General features: G+C 42.2%; 14 protein-coding genes. 1 reads left to right on the top strand and 13 read right to left on the bottom strand.

Annotated features, from left to right (window positions below; translation table 11 throughout):
- Nucleotides 1–28: 28 nt before the first annotated feature.
- The 9 genes from nuoL to Q0590_RS18610 form a co-directional block, all read right to left on the bottom strand.
- Nucleotides 29–2,038: an NADH-quinone oxidoreductase subunit L gene (nuoL, locus tag Q0590_RS18650; protein ID WP_302039104.1), complete on the bottom strand. Its 2,010-nt coding sequence runs from the start codon at nt 2,036–2,038 to the stop codon at nt 29–31.
- 61 nt (nt 2,039–2,099) lie between these two features.
- Nucleotides 2,100–2,408 carry an NADH-quinone oxidoreductase subunit NuoK gene (gene nuoK / locus Q0590_RS18645; protein ID WP_302039103.1) on the bottom strand — a complete coding sequence of 103 codons (309 nt, stop codon included), beginning with the start codon at nt 2,406–2,408 and terminating at the stop codon, nt 2,100–2,102.
- 167 nt (nt 2,409–2,575) lie between these two features.
- The gene (locus Q0590_RS18640) at nt 2,576–3,094 is read right to left on the bottom strand and encodes an NADH-quinone oxidoreductase subunit J family protein (RefSeq protein ID WP_302039102.1); all 519 of its coding nucleotides are present in this window, start codon (nt 3,092–3,094) and stop codon (nt 2,576–2,578) included.
- Nucleotides 3,091–3,810 carry a 4Fe-4S binding protein gene (locus tag Q0590_RS18635; protein WP_302039101.1) on the bottom strand — a complete coding sequence of 240 codons (720 nt, stop codon included), beginning with the start codon at nt 3,808–3,810 and terminating at the stop codon, nt 3,091–3,093. Before Q0590_RS18635 ends, Q0590_RS18640 begins: the two co-directional genes overlap by 4 nt.
- A 64-nt stretch (nt 3,811–3,874) precedes the next feature.
- Entirely contained in the window at nt 3,875–4,981 is a 1,107-nt protein-coding gene (locus tag Q0590_RS18630) for a complex I subunit 1/NuoH family protein (RefSeq protein WP_302039228.1), read from the bottom strand.
- Nucleotides 4,982–5,254: 273 nt separating this feature from the next.
- Nucleotides 5,255–6,322, bottom strand: coding sequence for a hypothetical protein (locus Q0590_RS18625; RefSeq protein WP_302039100.1), 1,068 nt, complete (start codon nt 6,320–6,322; stop codon nt 5,255–5,257).
- A gap of 50 nt (nt 6,323–6,372) precedes the next feature.
- Nucleotides 6,373–7,677 (bottom strand): adenosylmethionine--8-amino-7-oxononanoate transaminase, encoded by a 1,305-nt coding sequence (bioA, locus tag Q0590_RS18620; RefSeq protein ID WP_302039099.1) that lies wholly within the window; start codon nt 7,675–7,677, stop codon nt 6,373–6,375.
- Between the two features lie 35 nt (nt 7,678–7,712).
- Nucleotides 7,713–8,348 carry a dethiobiotin synthase gene (gene bioD / locus Q0590_RS18615; RefSeq protein ID WP_302039098.1) on the bottom strand — a complete coding sequence of 212 codons (636 nt, stop codon included), beginning with the start codon at nt 8,346–8,348 and terminating at the stop codon, nt 7,713–7,715.
- A gap of 121 nt (nt 8,349–8,469) precedes the next feature.
- Nucleotides 8,470–9,642, bottom strand: a complete 1,173-nt coding sequence (locus tag Q0590_RS18610) for an aminotransferase class I/II-fold pyridoxal phosphate-dependent enzyme (RefSeq protein ID WP_302039097.1) — start codon at nt 9,640–9,642, stop codon at nt 8,470–8,472.
- Between the two features lie 140 nt (nt 9,643–9,782).
- On the opposite strand from Q0590_RS18610, the gene Q0590_RS18605 reads away from it, so the two are divergent.
- Nucleotides 9,783–10,493, top strand: a complete 711-nt coding sequence (locus Q0590_RS18605; protein ID WP_302039096.1) for a porin family protein — start codon at nt 9,783–9,785, stop codon at nt 10,491–10,493.
- A gap of 101 nt (nt 10,494–10,594) precedes the next feature.
- On the opposite strand, the gene Q0590_RS18600 is transcribed toward Q0590_RS18605, so the two are convergent.
- From Q0590_RS18600 to rho, 4 genes are all read right to left on the bottom strand, one after another.
- Nucleotides 10,595–11,995 (bottom strand): hypothetical protein, encoded by a 1,401-nt coding sequence (locus Q0590_RS18600; RefSeq protein WP_302039095.1) that lies wholly within the window; start codon nt 11,993–11,995, stop codon nt 10,595–10,597.
- Nucleotides 11,996–12,061: 66 nt separating this feature from the next.
- On the bottom strand, nt 12,062–13,732 hold the full coding sequence (locus tag Q0590_RS18595; RefSeq protein WP_302039094.1) for an amidase: 1,671 nt from the start codon (nt 13,730–13,732) through the stop codon (nt 12,062–12,064).
- A 70-nt stretch (nt 13,733–13,802) separates the two neighbouring features.
- Nucleotides 13,803–14,876: a magnesium/cobalt transporter CorA gene (corA, locus tag Q0590_RS18590; protein WP_302039093.1), complete on the bottom strand. Its 1,074-nt coding sequence runs from the start codon at nt 14,874–14,876 to the stop codon at nt 13,803–13,805.
- Nucleotides 14,877–15,042: 166 nt separating this feature from the next.
- A complete protein-coding gene (rho, locus tag Q0590_RS18585) occupies nt 15,043–16,860 on the bottom strand; it encodes a transcription termination factor Rho (protein ID WP_302039092.1) in 1,818 nt (605 codons plus the stop codon).
- Between the last annotated feature and the right edge of the window lie 274 nt (nt 16,861–17,134).

Below are 17,134 nucleotides of genomic sequence, written 5' to 3'. Positions count from 1 at the left end.
AAGGAAATTATCTAGTATATTTATAGAGTTACAAAATTATCCAAACTACCAAGATAAGCAAGCCAAACAAGGTATATAAAAAATAGGACTGCACCCGTCCACCTTGTACAGAGCGGGTAAGCGCACCAATTCTGCCTGCTAGATAGGCTGCAAAGTTTACCAGGCCATCTACCAGATTGCGGTCAATCCAGGCAAATATATGCGCCAGTACAACCATACTTATACTTGCATAATCAATGATCGTATCCAGTAATTTTTTATCTATCCCATTTGTAACTTTAGAAAACAGTTGCCCGGTGCGGACGAACAAAATCCTGTATATATCTTCCAGATACCAGTTGTGCAGCGATAAATTTTTAAGAAAAGCCGGTCTTGGAATACGTGTATTGCCTGTAACAACATACGCCAGTGCCAGACCAGTGATGGCTAACAGGCCAGAGGTAATGACAGTAAATGTATGCCAGGAATGATCGGCTGCTTGTGCAGTTTTTACAGAAATAGTTGTCAGGAACCATCCATATGCAGCGTCTACCGGGTTAAGGGAGAAGAAGAAAAAGACAGAAAGTATAGCCAGAATCCCTATGGGTAGCTGCATAGCAAAAGGTACATCTTTCACGGCTATTTGTGAGGTAGCCAGCTGAGGTAGTAGATGAGGCAACCTAAATTCACCACCAAAAACCAGAATCAACTGTCTGCCAACATAGATAGCTGTTAACAGAGCAGAAATAAATCCGAGGTCGGGTATGAGGTACCATAAGAAGTTTCCTTTCGTTTCTGCCCAGGAAAGAGCTCCGGTTAAAATGGCATCTTTTGACAGAAAGCCAGAGAATAGCGGTAAACCAGCCAGAGATAACCCTGAAACCAGATAGCAGATAAAAGTAAAAGGCATTGTCTTCCGTAAACCTCCCATCAGCCGCATATCCTGTGCATCAAAATGTGTGTGCAACTGATGTTCTACTTTGTGCAACGCATGTATAACGGCACCGGCTGATAAAAATAAACAAGCTTTAAAAAAAGCATGGGTAAACAAATGAAACAAAGCCGATCCATAAGCTCCTACACCCATTCCCATCACCATGTAGCCCAGTTGTGAGATAGTGGAAAATGCCAGCAGCCGCTTAATATCCGTCTGAAATAGGGCAGCTACAGCCCCCATAAAGGCAGTAATAGCCCCTGTGATAGCAATAACTGTTAACACATCCGTATTTAGTAAAGGAAAAACACGGGCTAGTAAAAATACACCGGCAGCTACCATCGTGGCCGCATGGATAAGCGCCGACACCGGTGTAGGCCCGGCCATCGCCCCAGGTAGCCATATTTGCAGAGGAAATTGAGCGGATTTAGCTATACAACCGCAAAACAAGCCAATTCCGGCTACTGTCAGCCAGAAGGAGTTGTCTACAGGTAGATTGCCGGATGTAAGGGTAGCTAAATCCAGTGTGTTGAACTGGGCAAATACTAGGATAATACCCAATAAAAAACCTGTATCGCCGATTCGGTTAATAATAAAAGCATTTCGGGAAGCCAGGGCCGCCTCTGTTTTTTCCCGCCAGAAGCCAATCAGCAGATAGGAGGAAAGACCTACCAGTTCCCATCCAATATATAGCAAGAGCAAATTGCCAGACAGCACGATGCAAAACATGGAGAAGGTAAATAATCCCAGATAAGCAAAATACCGGCTGTACCGCTTATCTCCCTTCATGTATTCGGTAGAATAGATCTGTACCAGCAACGAAATAAAACTGACCAGTACCAGCATGGCAGCCGATAACTTATCTAGGAGCAGTTTGAGTGTAAAGGTATATTCACCTACGGTAAACCAGTGGATAGATTGGGTATACACTTTATCTGGCCAGGTATAAAAGAATACTATAACAGCTAATAGGAAGGAGATACTAGCTCCAATAACCGCTAACCAGCCACTGGTCTTACTTAATTTAGTACCAACAAAGAACAGAATACAAAATATGAAAAAAGGAATAGCAGCAAGAAGAGTAGCAGACCATGTAACAAACTCAATAATAAAATCTTCTTGCATGAGAATTCTTTGATTAGGCTGCAAAGATTAACATTCTGAAAGAATATTTATAACGGATGAGTTATTTTTCTTTTAACTCATCGAGTTTATCCAAATGTACGGTTTGGTAATATTGATATACCCTCAGCACAATCGCCAGGGCTACGGCTGCCTCTGCGGCTGCCACTACGATAACAAACAAGGCAAACATCTGTCCTTGCAATACATTAGCATCATAGCGGCTAAAGGCTACCAAGTTAATATTGGCGGCATTCAGTATCAGTTCTATACCCATCAACACCACAATGGCATTCCGCTTGGTAATAATAATCACCACACCTATACAAAACAGTGCCGCGCCTACAACTAAAAAGTGTTCAAGAGAGAACATGGGGTAATATGCTAATAAATTAATATGCTAATGTGCAAATGTAATGGTATCAAAGTATGATATGGCCCTTGATTCAATTTTTTTAATCAAGCTTTAAAAATAGAGACTACATGTACAATAAGCTAACTGTTGTATCAGCACATTTGCACATCTACTAACCTGCACATCTACTTCCTACCCGCAATATAGGCTGCACCTATCAAGGCTACCATTAGCAGAATTCCGGCTATTTCAAAAGGAAGTACAAAATCGGTCATCAAGTTTATTCCTATGCCTGCTATAGTAGATTCACTTACTGTTCGGGAGTGTTGTTCTGCTTGCGTAATCCAGGGAAGGGTAGAGAAACTGGCTTTTAGAATTGCTGTAAAAAATAACCCAAACAAGGCTAAACCGGCTAATGCACCGGCTATGCGGTTGTGGCTAGGAGAGGGCAGGTATTTATCCGTGGTTTTACTGGTAAGCATTACGCCAAAAATCATTAGCACCAGCACACCGCCCACATAGATCATAATTTGCACCACGGCCAGTAAATCGGCACCGGCCACAACGTACAAGGCGGCTACTCCCAAGAAAGTAAGCAGCAGGGAGAAAGCAGCATACAGGATATTTTTCGTCAATACAATACCTAAAGCACCAGCTATGGTTAAGGCAGCAAACGCATAAAAAATAATTTCTGTAACACTCATTCCGCGGAAGCATCAGGTTTTTTGATTACTGGCCGCATCACTGGTCTTTTTACCACAGGCTTTGCCGGCGCAGGAGCAGCAGGCGTTTCACTGATTGGGGCAGGAGGAGTTTCTTGAACTACTTCTGCTTTGGCTGCTAGTTTAGCGGCAATTTTGGCAGCCTGTTGTTCCTCATACAATTGCTGCTTTTCCTTGGCTTGTTCAGGCGACAGGTCAGAGAAATGGTAGTTCATGTTGTCTACATCAAATTCACTGAAGTCGTATGCTTTAGTCATGGTGAGGCATTCGGTTGGGCAGACGGTGGTGCACAAGCCACAAAAGCAGCATTTGGCCATGTCAATGTCGAACTTGGCGGCATATAACCGGACCGAGTGGCCATCAGAGGTTTTACGGATTTCTTCGGTGGATTTTACAGCCTCTATTTCGATACAATTTACCGGACAAACTTCCGCACATTTGTCACACACAATACAATCTTCCATCTCATTATGCAGCCGGTAACGGCCATTGTCGGGCACTGGAATGGCTTCATAGGGATATTGTAAGGTAACAATACCAGTTTCCTGCTCAAAGTAATTTTCGTCCGCTACGCCAATGGGTGTGCGGCTGTCTCTGGCCTCAAAAATATGCTGTAGCGAAAGTTTCAACCCTTGCAGGGAAGATTTTACGCCTTCTTTCAAATTCCCAAAGTATGAGTTATTAGCCCCTTTATCCATCTACTGAATCAATTTATGCTTTTTACAAACTATTTTTATGCTACAAATCTATGGTGTAAGAAGTTCACATCCACAACCGCCAGATGCCTGTTAATACGAGCAAAACTAAGGAAGCAGGCGTTAGTACTTTCCAGCAGAGGTACATCAGTTGATCTACCCGTAAGCGTGGATAGGTCCACCGGACCCACATCTGCACAAAAATGATAGCCATTGCTTTACTCAAAAGCCAGAAAGCCCCCATGAGATTTCCATATACCGTTCCGGGTACACCGCTTGTCCACTCGGCTAGTTTTATAGAACCAACATTAGGCAAGGGTGTGTTCCAGCTGCCCAGAAATAAAACTACGCCTAACAAGCTTACCAGCAGCATCATGGCATATTCAGCAAGAAACAAAATGGCAAAGCGGAATCCGGAATACTCTGTATGAAAGCCGCCAATCAGTTCCGATTCTGCTTCTGGTATATCAAAAGGAGCCCGGTTACTTTCGGCTAAGGTGGCAATGAAAAAGATAATATAAGCAATAAAAAACAACGGCATACGAAAAACATTCCAGGTGAGAAAACCGCCTACCTGGGTTACGTCAATATTGGAAATGCCAAACAAATAATTTACTTCCTGTGCATAATTCAGGCCGTTGCCAGCATATTGATTTATCCAGATTCCCTGCTGATAACTGATGGCCTGTAAATCCAGGGTCTGGCAGAGCATCACTACACAAAGTACTATCAATCCTAAAGGTACTTCATAGGAAATAATCTGGGCTACTGAACGCATAGCTCCCAGTAATGAATATTTATTGTTGGAGCTCCAGCCGGCAATCAGCAGTCCGATAATATCTAGGGTAATGATAGTCAGCAGGTAAAATACACCTACATTGGCACCTGAGCCAATTACATCAGGAGTAAGCGGCAATACGGCAAAGCCTGCAAAAACAGCGGTAAAAATCAATACAGGGGCTGCCATAAACAGCCGTTTATCGGCATTTTCTGGAACAATATCTTCTTTCTGAAGGAGTTTTATTAGATCAGCTATGGTTTGGATAAGGCCATAATAGCCAACTTCCATAGGGCCGAGGCGGTCCTGGATAAAGGCCGATACTTTGCGTTCTGCATACACAGCAAACACCACATAACCTAAAATAAAAGCCAGAAAAAACAGGAACGCAAACATTATATTGTAGAAAGACTGTATCTTATCATATGAGCCATAGACCTTAGCGAAAGCTTTTGTCCTCCAGGGCCGGACGGGCCCCGCTTCTACAACACCGCTGTATACAATCCGCACAAACCAGCTCCTCATACCAAAGATTGTATAAGGCGTCTTTTGTAGAAGCTGTTGTCATATTGTGAGAGGTTGAGCTTGAGAAAGAAGGGTGCTTTTCTCTTCAGATCCCTGTAAAATAATTATATATTACCTTCACATATACATTCAACGCCTGCTAAGTTATGGGTTAAATTTTTCTGATACCAGTTTTCCGGTGGAATCAAATTCAAACAGGAATTTTTCACCTTCCGTAACCAACGATTTGCGGGGCCGCCATTGCAAAAGATCATTTACCGCATAAGGATTGTACACATACCCGGTAGCCTCGATGTTCTTCTTTTGGAGCTCCAGTAAAAAGTGGTTTTGGGGAGTAACCGTGAAATTCACTAAATGGTACCTGCCTTTAATGGACGATGCATTGAGCTTATCTTGCATGTCTTTGGAGAGTGCATAATATTGTACTTCTTCCACCCGTCCAGTGGCAAAATTGAATCTGGTATACATTACCCCCGATAAGTTATCCTTTTGCTCAGTAACATTGGCAATATATATGATATCATTACTAACAACATAAGGCAAAAACGAATGCCGGTTGCTACTGCTGGCAGCTACTTCTAACAAGGTACTATTTTCGGTATCTGGCTCGTAACGGATCAGGTATATTCCATCCTGATTATCTGTATGAAGCAGAAAAATATCTTTGCGGTTGTTTATAAATACCTGATGATTGATTAATCCTTCGTCAACTGGTAATTGTACAGAGGTTTGTTTCTGCAAATTGGAGTCGAGTAAGATCGTCTGAATATATAAAGTAGGCTGACTGTAGTCGTAGCGGTAGCCCAGTACCGTTTTATTATCTGGCGAACTAGAAACCTGATACTGGTATTCCAGCGGAATTTGCTCGTTCTGTGGTTTTCCGGACATTACCGCATTTGCAAAGCTTTGCCTGACTAATCCCTTGTCAGCGTTATTTTGCCAATTACCAATCTTCACTGAATCAATAGTAACAGCAGCCGTCTGCTTCTTGGTAGCTTGATTATATTGTACAGCTTTCAACTTTGCCAGTTTCGCTTTGGTATCATACTGTACCAGAAAAGCGGTATGTGTATCATTGTCTTTTTTAAGAAAGATAACCTGTTCATTGGTAGCCGTTGGAAAAGGATAGGAGCTTTGTTGAGCACTTACCCAATAAGAGCCTGGAAGAAGAAGATTTAGTAGCAGAAATTTTATTGAAAATTTAATCAGCACGTAGGCAAAGGTTTATCAGTAAGAGGGAAGGTTATCTGTTGTAAAGCTATTTATGATTTGTTTAATAACTCCAGAATGGCCTTGTAAATTATATCCAGTTCATCATTTGTGATAACATAGGGGGGGAGTACATACACTATATTTCCTAACGGGCGGAGCAAGATGTTTCTGGCCATAAAAAAGTCATACAGGCTGTTGCGCACTTCATTGAAATACGAGGTATCAGCTGATGTTTTTACTTCAATAGCCAGTATCGTACCCATGGCTCTGGCATCCAATACCTGTGAATGTTGGGCAATCTCATTCAAAAAGGCAAGGTGTTTTCCGGTAATACGCCTGATATTCTGTTGGCATTCCTCAGTCATGAGCAGATCCAGACTGGCATTGGCAGCGGCACAAGCAATGGGGTTTGCTGTAAAAGAATGGCCATGAAAGAAGGTTTTCATTAAATCATCCGAGCGGTAGGGCCGCATCACTTCTGCTGTACAGGTAGTAACGCCCAAAGCCATGGTGCCGCCAGTTAAGCCTTTCGATAAACACATAATATCTGGCTGAACAGCACAGTATTGGGAAGTAAATAATTTTCCTGTGCGCCCAAAACCGGTCATTACTTCATCGGCAATACATATAATCTGATGTTCTTTGGCAATAGTCAGTAATGGGTTTAAGACTTCCGGCGGATACATTCGCATACCGGCCGCACCTTGTATAAGGGGTTCATAGATAAATGCCGCAACTTCACCTGAACTTGCCAATTGAGTGAATGTGTGAATAACAGAATGACTAGTCTCCTTTCCAGGAAAAGGGATAAACTCAACATCAAATAAATAAGGTACAAAAGGTGTAATAAACATACTCCGGTCGCCTACTGACATAGCTCCAAATGTATCGCCATGGTAAGACCCGTCCATGGCAATAACTTTCTTTTTTGAAATGCCCTGGTTGTGCCAGTATTGGAAAGCCATTTTCAGGGCTACTTCTACCGCCGTGCTGCCATTATCGGAATAAAATACTTTATCCTGGTTAGCAGGAAGTATCTCTAACAGCCGTTCTGCCAATCGTACAGCAGGCTCATGGGTAAAGCCGGCAAATATCACATGTTCCAGAGTGAATGCCTGCTTATATATGGCCTTGGCAATGTACTCATGGCTATGCCCATGCAAATTAACCCACCACGAAGAAATAGCATCCAGAATTTTGCGGCCATCTGTAGTATGCAAATACACGCCTTTGGCTCCAGACAAAGGAAGTACTTTGGTATTATCGTGCAGGGGAGTAAACGGATGCCAGACAGATTGCAGGTCTCTGGTATGTAAAGATGATAGATTTTCAGCAGTAGTTTCGTTAAAAGGCATTTTATATAACAACTTTTATAAGTTCAATTAAAGTTTTATCCCTGCTTTTCTGATGGCAGATTCAGATTAGCCAGTAGTTCAATTGCATAACGGTTGATGATTTCCTGGGTGATTTTTTTCTCGGGCTTAATTCGCAGCAAACAGGGATAGCCAGAATGTTTCAGAATAAATTGCTCCGTTTCCAGGTTTTCTGGTCCATTAAAAACAATACCCTTCACTTTTAGTTTGCGGCGTTTCAGTTCATTAATGGTGAGCATAGAATGATTGATACTGCCCAGGTAAATATTGCAGACCAGAATTACTTCCAGATCAAACTTTTTAGCAATGTCTATCACAAAATATTCATCACTGATAGGCGCCAGTATGCCTCCGGCTCCTTCTACAATTAGCGTGTTGTCCGTTTCAGGCATGAGTATAGTTGCAGGGTGTATTTCCACGTGTTCCAGCCGGGCAGCGGCGTGAGGCGACATAGGAGCCTGCAACAGATAAGCCTCTTTATGTGTCCGGGATTTTTTGTTTTGTAAAAACGGCATAACAGTATCTGTATCTCTGGGATACCCGGCTTGTATGGGTTTCCAATAATCGGCATGCAGGGCCTGGGCAAATATGGTGCTTACCAGTGTTTTACCACTATCGGTGTGGATGGCTGTAATAAAGTATCTTTCAGGCATGGGAGAGGTGATTTAGGCGTGGGCGTGGCGGTTTAAATTATAGTAGGAATATACTCAAAACCAAAACGATTTAACGGCTTCCATGAAAATGATTGGTTGTGTTGTAGGTCTACAAAAGCATTCATCCGCTTGATGCAGCAAAACCGGCCGTAGTTTGCATGAATACATGCGTTAGGTATTCTACCAAATTTCTAATCTCTTCTTCCGTGTTATACACATGCAGGCAAATCCGTAAACGTTCTTCTCCTTCTTTTACCGTAGGAGATAAAATTGCGCGCACATCGTAATCAGCGGTTTGCAGCTGGGAGGCAATAGTTTTAGTCAAGGCATTTCCTCCGATCTTAATGGCCTGTATGGCACTTTCACTTTTAATCCAACGTGTTTGCAGACTAGGATACTTCATCAACTCGGCTGCAAATGCAGCAATACGGGTATATAAGGTATGTTGCAAATAGGTATTTGCCTGTAAAAACTTAAATGCTTCCCGAATAGAAACCAGGCTGTGAAGTGGCAGGGCAGTGGTGTAAATGAAAGGCCGGGCGAAATTTACCAGGTAATCTATCAGTACCGCAGAGCCGGCAATACAAGCACCATGTACCCCCATAGCTTTTCCAAAGGTATAAATTCTGGCAAAAATCTGATTTTGTAGCTGTTGCGTACAGGCAATCCCATTGCCATTTTCTCCCCATACACCTGTGCTATGGGCTTCATCCCAGATCAGATGGGCATTGTATTTCCGGCAAATCCGTAAGATTTCTTCCAGTGGCGCAACGTCTCCATCCATCGAATAGACAGACTCGGCTACCACAAATTTTTCTCCGGTGGCTTTGCCTAGTTTCTTTTCCAGATCTTCCAGGTCATTATGCCGGAACGGGTACCTGGAGGCAAAACTTAACCTGGCACCTTCTTTCAGGCTGGCATGGATATATTCATCATAAACTATGGTATCCCCTTTTTGGGGAATAGCCGAAAGAATAGCCGTATTAGCACTGTAGCCGGAGTTAAAGAGTAGGGCTTTTTCTGCCTGGAATGTAGTGGCTAGTGCTTCTTCTAATTCCATAGCATACAGACTATTGCCAGAGATGAGCCTGGAACCAGTAGAACCATTCTGTAGAAAAGGCAACTGTGCATACGTTTGTTGAATCTGTTGGGCAAGGGCAGCATTACTGGCCAGACCTAAATAATCATTGGAGCAAAAGTCTATTTTTTTCTGTACTATGGGTAATTCCCGCAGGTTATTTTGCGAAACTCTTTCCTGTAACCTGAGTGCCAACTTTTCTTCGATAGACCACATAGACATAGAAAATAACCGGTGAAGGTACAAAAATAGGGTTATCGTGCCAAAAGTTTACGCCATGGGTAAAAAACATTGGGTATTTGTTTTCCGTAGCAGGCACAGGTTTTATATTGCACCCAAAAACCACAAGATCCATCATGATGTATAAATCCGTATCCAGAGTCACTTATTTAATCATTATTTTTTTATTTACAACTAGTATTACTTCCCACGTATATGCACAGCGGAGAAACCGGCAGGTGTTGAGCATTGGCCCTAAAATAGGAATAAACTTATCTAATCTGCATGGCGATGTTAGCAACCAGACCATGCAACCTGGCTTATCTGCCGGAGCCACTCTAACCTATAGTGTAGTGAATACCTTTGGAATTTCTGTGGAAGCCTTGTATTCGCAAAAAGGGGCAAAGTTTGAAAATGCTCCACCCATATCCGGATTAAATCCCCAGTTCACAACCTTTAACCGCAGACTTAACTATATAGAAGTCCCTTTGCTGGCCAGGTATTTTCTGAACAAAGAAGGAGATTTCCGACCCAATGTTTTCCTGGGACCAAATTTTGGATTTAAGTTAAATGCCAATGATGTGAATGATCAGGCAACTTCTGATAAATTAGATAGAAGCAATGCAATTAATCCCGTAGATGTAGGAATTACTGGAGGTATTGGGTTGAACATGCGTTTGCAAGGCGCTATGCGGGCATTACTGGATGTCCGCTATACACATGGCATCTCCAATATTGCCGATTCACAGTTAACCGGTTTTACAGTAGCCAGTCCTACTGTAGGAAATAATGCCATTACGGTAACCCTAGGTTTGAGTTTTGGCATAGGAAAAAGGTACGAAAAGTAGTTTGTTAACACCATTTTCAAAATAAAGCCTGTTGCCATTTTTAAGCAACAGGCTTTATAGCTAATATACCAGGATATTTCCTTGAATGTTAGCTAAGCTGATTAATTGAGTGATTCAATCTGTTTTAGAATTTTCTGCGCCGCTTCTTTCATTCCGAGTACTTTATAAATACTCAATAAAGGTTGCAGTACTGCTAAATTAGTTTGATCAATAGAGTAGGCTTTCTGAAAGTAGGGCAAGGCATCCTGAAAATGAGCTTTCAGTTGCGCCTCCAGTTCTTTTCCATATATCTGATACTGTTTCAGATTCATTGCATTTAGTTGCTTGCTGATATCGGCTCCTTTATTATAATGTACTGCACCCATACTCAGGTTAGCATCCAGGCTACCTGTATCTGGTTCCGGAGTATTCTTGGTGCTTTCCAAAGCTTGGTGAGGTTCGCTGGCTTGCTCAGCCGATGATCCTGAAGTTAAGTGATTAGTAGCAGTAGATGGATCTTCTTTTATTTGTCTTGCGGAGTTATATAAATTAAACTCTTTAGGTGCAGGCAGATCGTCCATTGTGTAATAACTATATATGGTTTGCAGGAAAGGAACCTGCTTATTCTGCTCAATTTTATAGAGTGTGGTCTGGGCTATTCTGTTTAGGTGATCGTAGGCCAGTTTTTCTATATATAGCAATTTTTTCTTTTTGCTGGCATTATCATAAATCAGTTTCTCACTTACTTTATTATCAGTCGTATACACTAAATCCATATATATGTTCTGCATGGGATAAGAAGGATAGCTGATTTTTATACTCTTTACATCATCTGTAAAGGTGTAGGTGAACAGGCATATCATATAGGTTTGTGGCAGGGCAGCATTTGTAAAGTACTTTCTTTCAATTATCCGGCCTTGCGGATCGGTTCTATACGCCCAGTTGTAGGTTTCATATAGCAAATAATCAAAAGATAATTCTCTCACAAACCGGTTATAGACGGTATTCGGTTTTTGTCCCTTGGGCAGTTCCATGCCCTGCATAGAAAAAGAGGCTTCGTAAAGCAGAGAGGGCGCAGAAGTGTCATTTTGTAAATCTGTTAAATTGTATACCTTTTTGTTTTTTACATATTGATCTATATAGGTTAAACTATCGCGGTATTTAATGCCTATTCCTTTTACTATTGGTATAGTGTACGGCCCACCTTCTGCAGACGCATAACTTGCCTGGGAATTCTGTACATAAATAACGGCATCTGCTCCGGCCCGGCTGGCTTTACTCTTTATTTGCAGCAGCATGGCGTTATAATCATTTCCTTCGGCACTCAGGCCTAATACCTCATAGTACGCTTTGTTTTTGGGCAGCTGATTTTCAAAATACAATTCAACCTCATGAGTGTGTGGAATAAGAGGGATATCCATTAGCTGAGGGCTAACATTATACGGAATTGGCACCATGCAAGAAGTAAGCAGAAAGGCATAGATACCGATAAGTAATCTAGATAAATGGTAGATTCTGGTCATAAAAGTTTGAAGATAAAGTGGCTATATAGTACAAAAGAGTAAATGTACTTCTGCAATCCAGTACAACTATTGGGCCAGTACCGGGTGTTTTTTGTGAAAGCCGGTAGCATCCTGGTAGGCTTTAGCTACTGTTAGCAAGGTTGCTTCGTCATACAAATTTCCGATAAACACCAGGCTTGTGGGAGTTTGCTGAGGCGTAAATCCGTTGGGGAGAACTACACATGGATGCCCGGTAAGGTTAGTTACCCGCAGGCCGCCATAGGTTGGAGCCACCAATACATCTATTTCTTTCATTTTTGCGGCCATTTGTTCAATCAGCAAGGTGCGTATGCGGTTTGCCTGGATATATTCTACCGCCGGAATAAAACGAGCCGTCCGGAATTCGTTGGGCCAGGAGTTCTTTAGTTGCTTCACCATCAGGTCATCTTTATTCGTGCGGGTAAGTTCATCAAACGCGGCAGCCGCTTCTGCAGAGATAATGAATAACAGATTATTGGCTGGTAAGTCAGGTAAATCTACCGGAATAAGATTGATGCCCATTTCTTTTATCTTTTGCAGGGCTGCATCCGTAAAGGGTTTATTCTGTGCATTTACCTGGTCAAATTCTTTTGATAAATAGCCAATACGCAATCCTTTTATGGGTTTATTACCATTATAATTGAAGGGAGCATCTACCACTGTTTTATCCAGGCCATCCGGACCATGAATGGCATTAAAAACAATGGCACAATCTTCTACAGTGCGGCACATAGGGCCAATTTTATCCATAGACCAGCTAAGAGCCATGGCACCTGTGCGGCTTACCCGGCCATACGTAGGACGTAAGCCTGTAACTCCACAAACAGTAGCGGGAGATACAATAGAGCCCAATGTTTCTGTGCCAATTGCAAAAGGCACCAGTCCGGCGGCTACGGCTGCTGCAGAACCGGCAGATGAGCCACTGGAACCTAGTTGGGTGTTCCAGGGATTACGGGTTTTGCCGCCAAACCACACATCGCCCATGGCCAGTTCGCCTAAGGTGAGTTTGGCTACCAGCACGGCACCGGCAGCCTGAAGTTTTTTTATAACCGTAGCGTCTGTATTGATCACCTGGTCTTTGTAGGGCACAGAACCCCAGGTGGTTTTATAATTCCGGGTAGCCAGCAGGTCTTTTGCTCCGTAGGGTATTCCATGCAGGAAGCCTTTGTATTTGCCTGCTTTAATTTCCGCATCGGCTTGGATAGCCTGCTTCATAGCTAAGTCTTCCGTAAGCGTAATTACACATTCCAGGCGAGGACCATACGTTTTCAGCCGTTCCAGAAAAAATTGTGTTAATTCTACGGAGGTTATTTGCCGGGTTCGCAGCAGTTCGGCTAATTGATGCACCGTATAAAAAGCCAGATCTTCTGTAGTAACTGGCCGGGTTACTTTGCCGGTTGAACCAACCTGAAAGGGCTTTTTTGTTTTTTCTATAGAAAAGCCAGTTGGAAGTGGATTGAAATAGAGAGCCGGTGCAATGTCGTTGCTCAGCGTTATTTTACGCAGGGTGTCGTAACTGGTGCGTAACTCCTCCAGGCCGCTTAACATAGAATCTGTTTCTGCTTCAGTAAATTGCAGGCCTAGCAGGGTTGAGGCTTTTTCTACAGATGGTGCTGTGATCGGAAGAGTAGTTGTATGCTTGGTAAAGAAAGCTCCTAAAATAAAGCTGCCCATGCAGCAAAGGCTAATAAATCCGAGTTTGGTAAACGTAAACTTCATACGTAAGGGGTGGAGGAGAGTAAGCTATTGTAGAAAAATAGCTAAAATTTCTAACATATTCTCCTGCCACTTATAACCATTTTTTCCGGCGGAACCAGAGGAGCATAATAATAATACTGATGGCCATTAAGCCTAGAATAATAAAATACCCATACCGCCACTTTAGTTCAGGCATATTGTCAAAGTTCATCCCATAGACGCCGGCAATAAAGGTTAGGGGCATAAAAATGGTAGAAATCATCGTCAGTACTTTCATTACATCGTTGGTGCGGTTACTGACACTGGATAAATACAGGTCGAGTAAACTGCCTGTGGAATCCCTGAAGGATTCTGTGGTATCTATTACTTGTATAGTGTGGTCATAAATATCGCGGATGTATTTACGGATTTCTTTTTTGATGAGTATGCTTTCTTCTCTATCCAAACTGCTGATGATTTCCCGTAAGGGCCATACCGATCTGCGCATAAAAATCAACTCTTGCTTTAAGGCATATAAACTTTTTAATACATCTTGTGAAGGTGAACCGGTAATTTCTTCTTCCAGGTCTTCCAGTTTTTCTCCAATACGCTCCAATACTACAAAATAATGGTCGACAACCGCGTCCAGTAGCGAATACAATAAATAATCCGGGCCCGATTTCCGGTGCCGCCCATGCGGATTGGCAATCCGCAGCCGGATACCATCAAATACATCACCATCCCGGTTTTCTTGAAAAGAAAGCACATAATTGTCGCCCAGCACTAAACTTACCTGTTCCGCTTCTACTTCCTTAGTGGTTGTATTGTACCGGAGCATCTTTACAATAATGAGCACATAACTTTCAAAAACTTCCATTTTTGGGCGGATCTCTGTGTTAAGTATATCTTCCAAGGTGAGTTGATGCAGGCCGAATTGCTCACCAAGCGTTTTAATAATTTCCACGTTATGTACGCCATCTACATTTATCCAGCTATTGAAATTCGAGAATTTGCAAGTAACACATTCTTCTACTGTTTTTGCCTGATATGATTTAATGGTGTGCTGGTCGTATTCCGTAATAGATATGGAAACGTCCGTTACCGGCGTAGTAATTTCGCCAATGTAAATAAGTGATCCGGGAGCTTTACCTACACTTTTTAGCGTGTTTTTTAATCCTTTTGCCATACTGGTAAAATAGACTGATTTCGTAGAATGTACAAGATAACAGGCGATGAAAATGAGTAATTATAGTAATACTATCTGCTTTTATACACTTTCGCCTAGCTCTCTAAATAAAAAAGCGATGTTATTACATCGCTTTTTTGTTTACTTCTTTATCTGTTTTTGATTCTTATCTGTTCATTGAAATAAGGAATTCATCATTGTTACGTGTGCCTCTCATTTTATCAAGCAAGAATTCCATAGCTTCAATAGAGGTCATATCAGCCATATGTTTGCGCAGAATCCAGACTCTGGATAGTTCGTCGTCGTTCATCAGCAATTCTTCTCTTCTGGTTCCAGAGGCAGGCACATCAATAGCAGGATATACTCGTTTGTTGGAAAGTTTTCTATCTAGCTGAAGTTCCATGTTACCGGTTCCTTTAAATTCTTCGAAAATTACCTCATCCATTTTAGAGCCGGTTTCAATTAGGGCTGTAGCTATAATCGTAAGTGAGCCACCATTCTCTACATTACGGGCAGCACCAAAGAAACGCTTAGGTTTATGCAAGGCATTGGCATCCACCCCACCAGAAAGAATTTTCCCGGAGGATGGTACTACAGTATTATAGGCCCGTGCTAACCTGGTGATAGAATCTAACAGGATAACTACATCATGGCCGCACTCCACCATGCGCTTGGCTTTTTCCAGAACAATGCTCGCTACTTTTACATGGCGTTCTGCTTGCTCATCGAAGGTAGAAGAAATTACTTCTCCTTTTACACTGCGGGCCATATCTGTAACCTCTTCCGGACGTTCATCTATCAGCAACACAATCAGGTATACTTCCGGATGGTTATGAGCAATGGCATTGGCTATTTGCTTTAATAATACTGTTTTACCAGTTTTGGGTTGAGCCACAATCATACCCCGTTGGCCTTTACCAATAGGGGCAAACAAATCCAGAATACGGGTTGAAAACTCATCGGGACGGTTACTTAAATTCAGCCGCTCTTCAGGGAAAAGAGGAGTAAGGTATTCAAACGGTATGCGGTCGCGTATTTCTTCCGTAGTTTTGCCATTAATGGTTTCTACCCGAAGCAACGCAAAGTATTTTTCTCCTTCTTTAGGCGGGCGGATCTGGCCTCTTACCGTATCGCCTGTTTTTAAGCCAAAAAGCTTAATTTGTGAAGGAGACACATAAATATCATCAGGGCTAGCCAGGTAATTATAATCTGCCGAACGCAAAAATCCATAGCCATCCTGCATAATTTCTAATACACCTTCATTTTCGATAAGGCCATCAAATTCGCGGATGGTATAGGTATTCTGGTTTTGCTTGTTCGGATTGTTGTTACGCTGAGTATTATCGCGGTTTTCGCCCCGGTTCTGGTTATCGCGGTTCTGGTTATCCCGGTTTTGATTCTCGCGGGTATCTACGCGGTTTTCTCTATCGCGGTTATTGCGGTTGTTTGCGTTTTCACGATTATCTACGCGGTTTTCTCTGTTTTCTTTAACAACTGGCACATTCTCCCGGACCTCCTTGATTTCTTTCGGTTCCCGTGGCTCCCGTTCCTTTTCTTTAAACTCTACTTTCTCCGGTTTATCTACCTGGCGATCCAGAACTTCATAAGAGACAGGCGTTTCTACACTAACGGTGGGGGCAAATAATGGGCCTTCTTTAAAATCTTTGCCATTTACACCATTAGATGAGGAATGATGAACAGGCTCAACCTCTTTTACATTTTCCCGCTTCACTCGGTGTCTTCTTCTTTCTTCTCCTTCTTCTCTCTTGGGAGTTGGTAAAGTAGTAGGTTCAATTACTGATTGGGGGGCGGGTTCGGGTGTGGCAGGAATGGGATCAACCTCTGGGAGAATAGCTTGTTGATCGAGTATTTTGTAGATCAGTTCTTTCTTAGCTAACTTTTTGTAGTTTTTTACTCCCAGATTTTCCGCTATCTCTTTAAGTTCAGACAGGAGCCTAAGATTTAAGTCTTCAATATTATACATATGTAGGCAGTAGTGATGATAATGATATAAAGGTTATGTTGTTCGCTTCAAGCGAAAAAAAAGTTGGATATACTGTATGGTGTTTGTAAAGAATATGAATTCAATCTAAAAAGAGATGAACTATGCGATTGCAAAAAGCTCAAGTGTTGTTTTAGGTACTGCAAGTATAGAATATACCTGAGGAATTATCAAGTATAACCCATTTAACTGCCGAAACAAATCTGAATTAGTACAACTGGAGAAATATATTTCAATAAAATAGATGTGATATACT

Origin of the sequence: Rhodocytophaga aerolata (genome assembly GCF_030503435.1) — a bacterium.
Taxonomy (GTDB): Bacteria; Bacteroidota; Bacteroidia; order Cytophagales; family 172606-1; genus Rhodocytophaga; species Rhodocytophaga aerolata.
Note: the sequence above shows the minus strand (reverse complement) of the source record. Positions and strands in the feature narration are given on the sequence as shown.

What these genes read in the sequence shown, in the direction of transcription:
- Q0590_RS18595 (WP_302039094.1), bottom strand. Translation starts at nt 13,732, where the DNA reads ATGAAGTTTACGTTTACCAAACTCGGATTTATTAGCCTTTGCTGCATG.
- bioD (WP_302039098.1), bottom strand. Translation starts at nt 8,348, where the DNA reads ATGCCTGAAAGATACTTTATTACAGCCATCCACACCGATAGTGGTAAA.
- Q0590_RS18610 (WP_302039097.1), bottom strand. Translation starts at nt 9,642, where the DNA reads ATGTGGTCTATCGAAGAAAAGTTGGCACTCAGGTTACAGGAAAGAGTT.
- Q0590_RS18630 (WP_302039228.1), bottom strand. Translation starts at nt 4,981, where the DNA reads ATGTTTGCGTTCCTGTTTTTTCTGGCTTTTATTTTAGGTTATGTGGTG.
- Q0590_RS18640 (WP_302039102.1), bottom strand. Translation starts at nt 3,094, where the DNA reads ATGAGTGTTACAGAAATTATTTTTTATGCGTTTGCTGCCTTAACCATA.
- nuoL (WP_302039104.1), bottom strand. Translation starts at nt 2,038, where the DNA reads ATGCAAGAAGATTTTATTATTGAGTTTGTTACATGGTCTGCTACTCTT.
- rho (WP_302039092.1), bottom strand. Translation starts at nt 16,860, where the DNA reads ATGTATAATATTGAAGACTTAAATCTTAGGCTCCTGTCTGAACTTAAA.
- Q0590_RS18600 (WP_302039095.1), bottom strand. Translation starts at nt 11,995, where the DNA reads ATGACCAGAATCTACCATTTATCTAGATTACTTATCGGTATCTATGCC.
- Q0590_RS18635 (WP_302039101.1), bottom strand. Translation starts at nt 3,810, where the DNA reads ATGGATAAAGGGGCTAATAACTCATACTTTGGGAATTTGAAAGAAGGC.
- Q0590_RS18605 (WP_302039096.1), top strand. Translation starts at nt 9,783, where the DNA reads ATGATGTATAAATCCGTATCCAGAGTCACTTATTTAATCATTATTTTT.
- bioA (WP_302039099.1), bottom strand. Translation starts at nt 7,677, where the DNA reads ATGCCTTTTAACGAAACTACTGCTGAAAATCTATCATCTTTACATACC.
- corA (WP_302039093.1), bottom strand. Translation starts at nt 14,876, where the DNA reads ATGGCAAAAGGATTAAAAAACACGCTAAAAAGTGTAGGTAAAGCTCCC.
- nuoK (WP_302039103.1), bottom strand. Translation starts at nt 2,408, where the DNA reads ATGTTCTCTCTTGAACACTTTTTAGTTGTAGGCGCGGCACTGTTTTGT.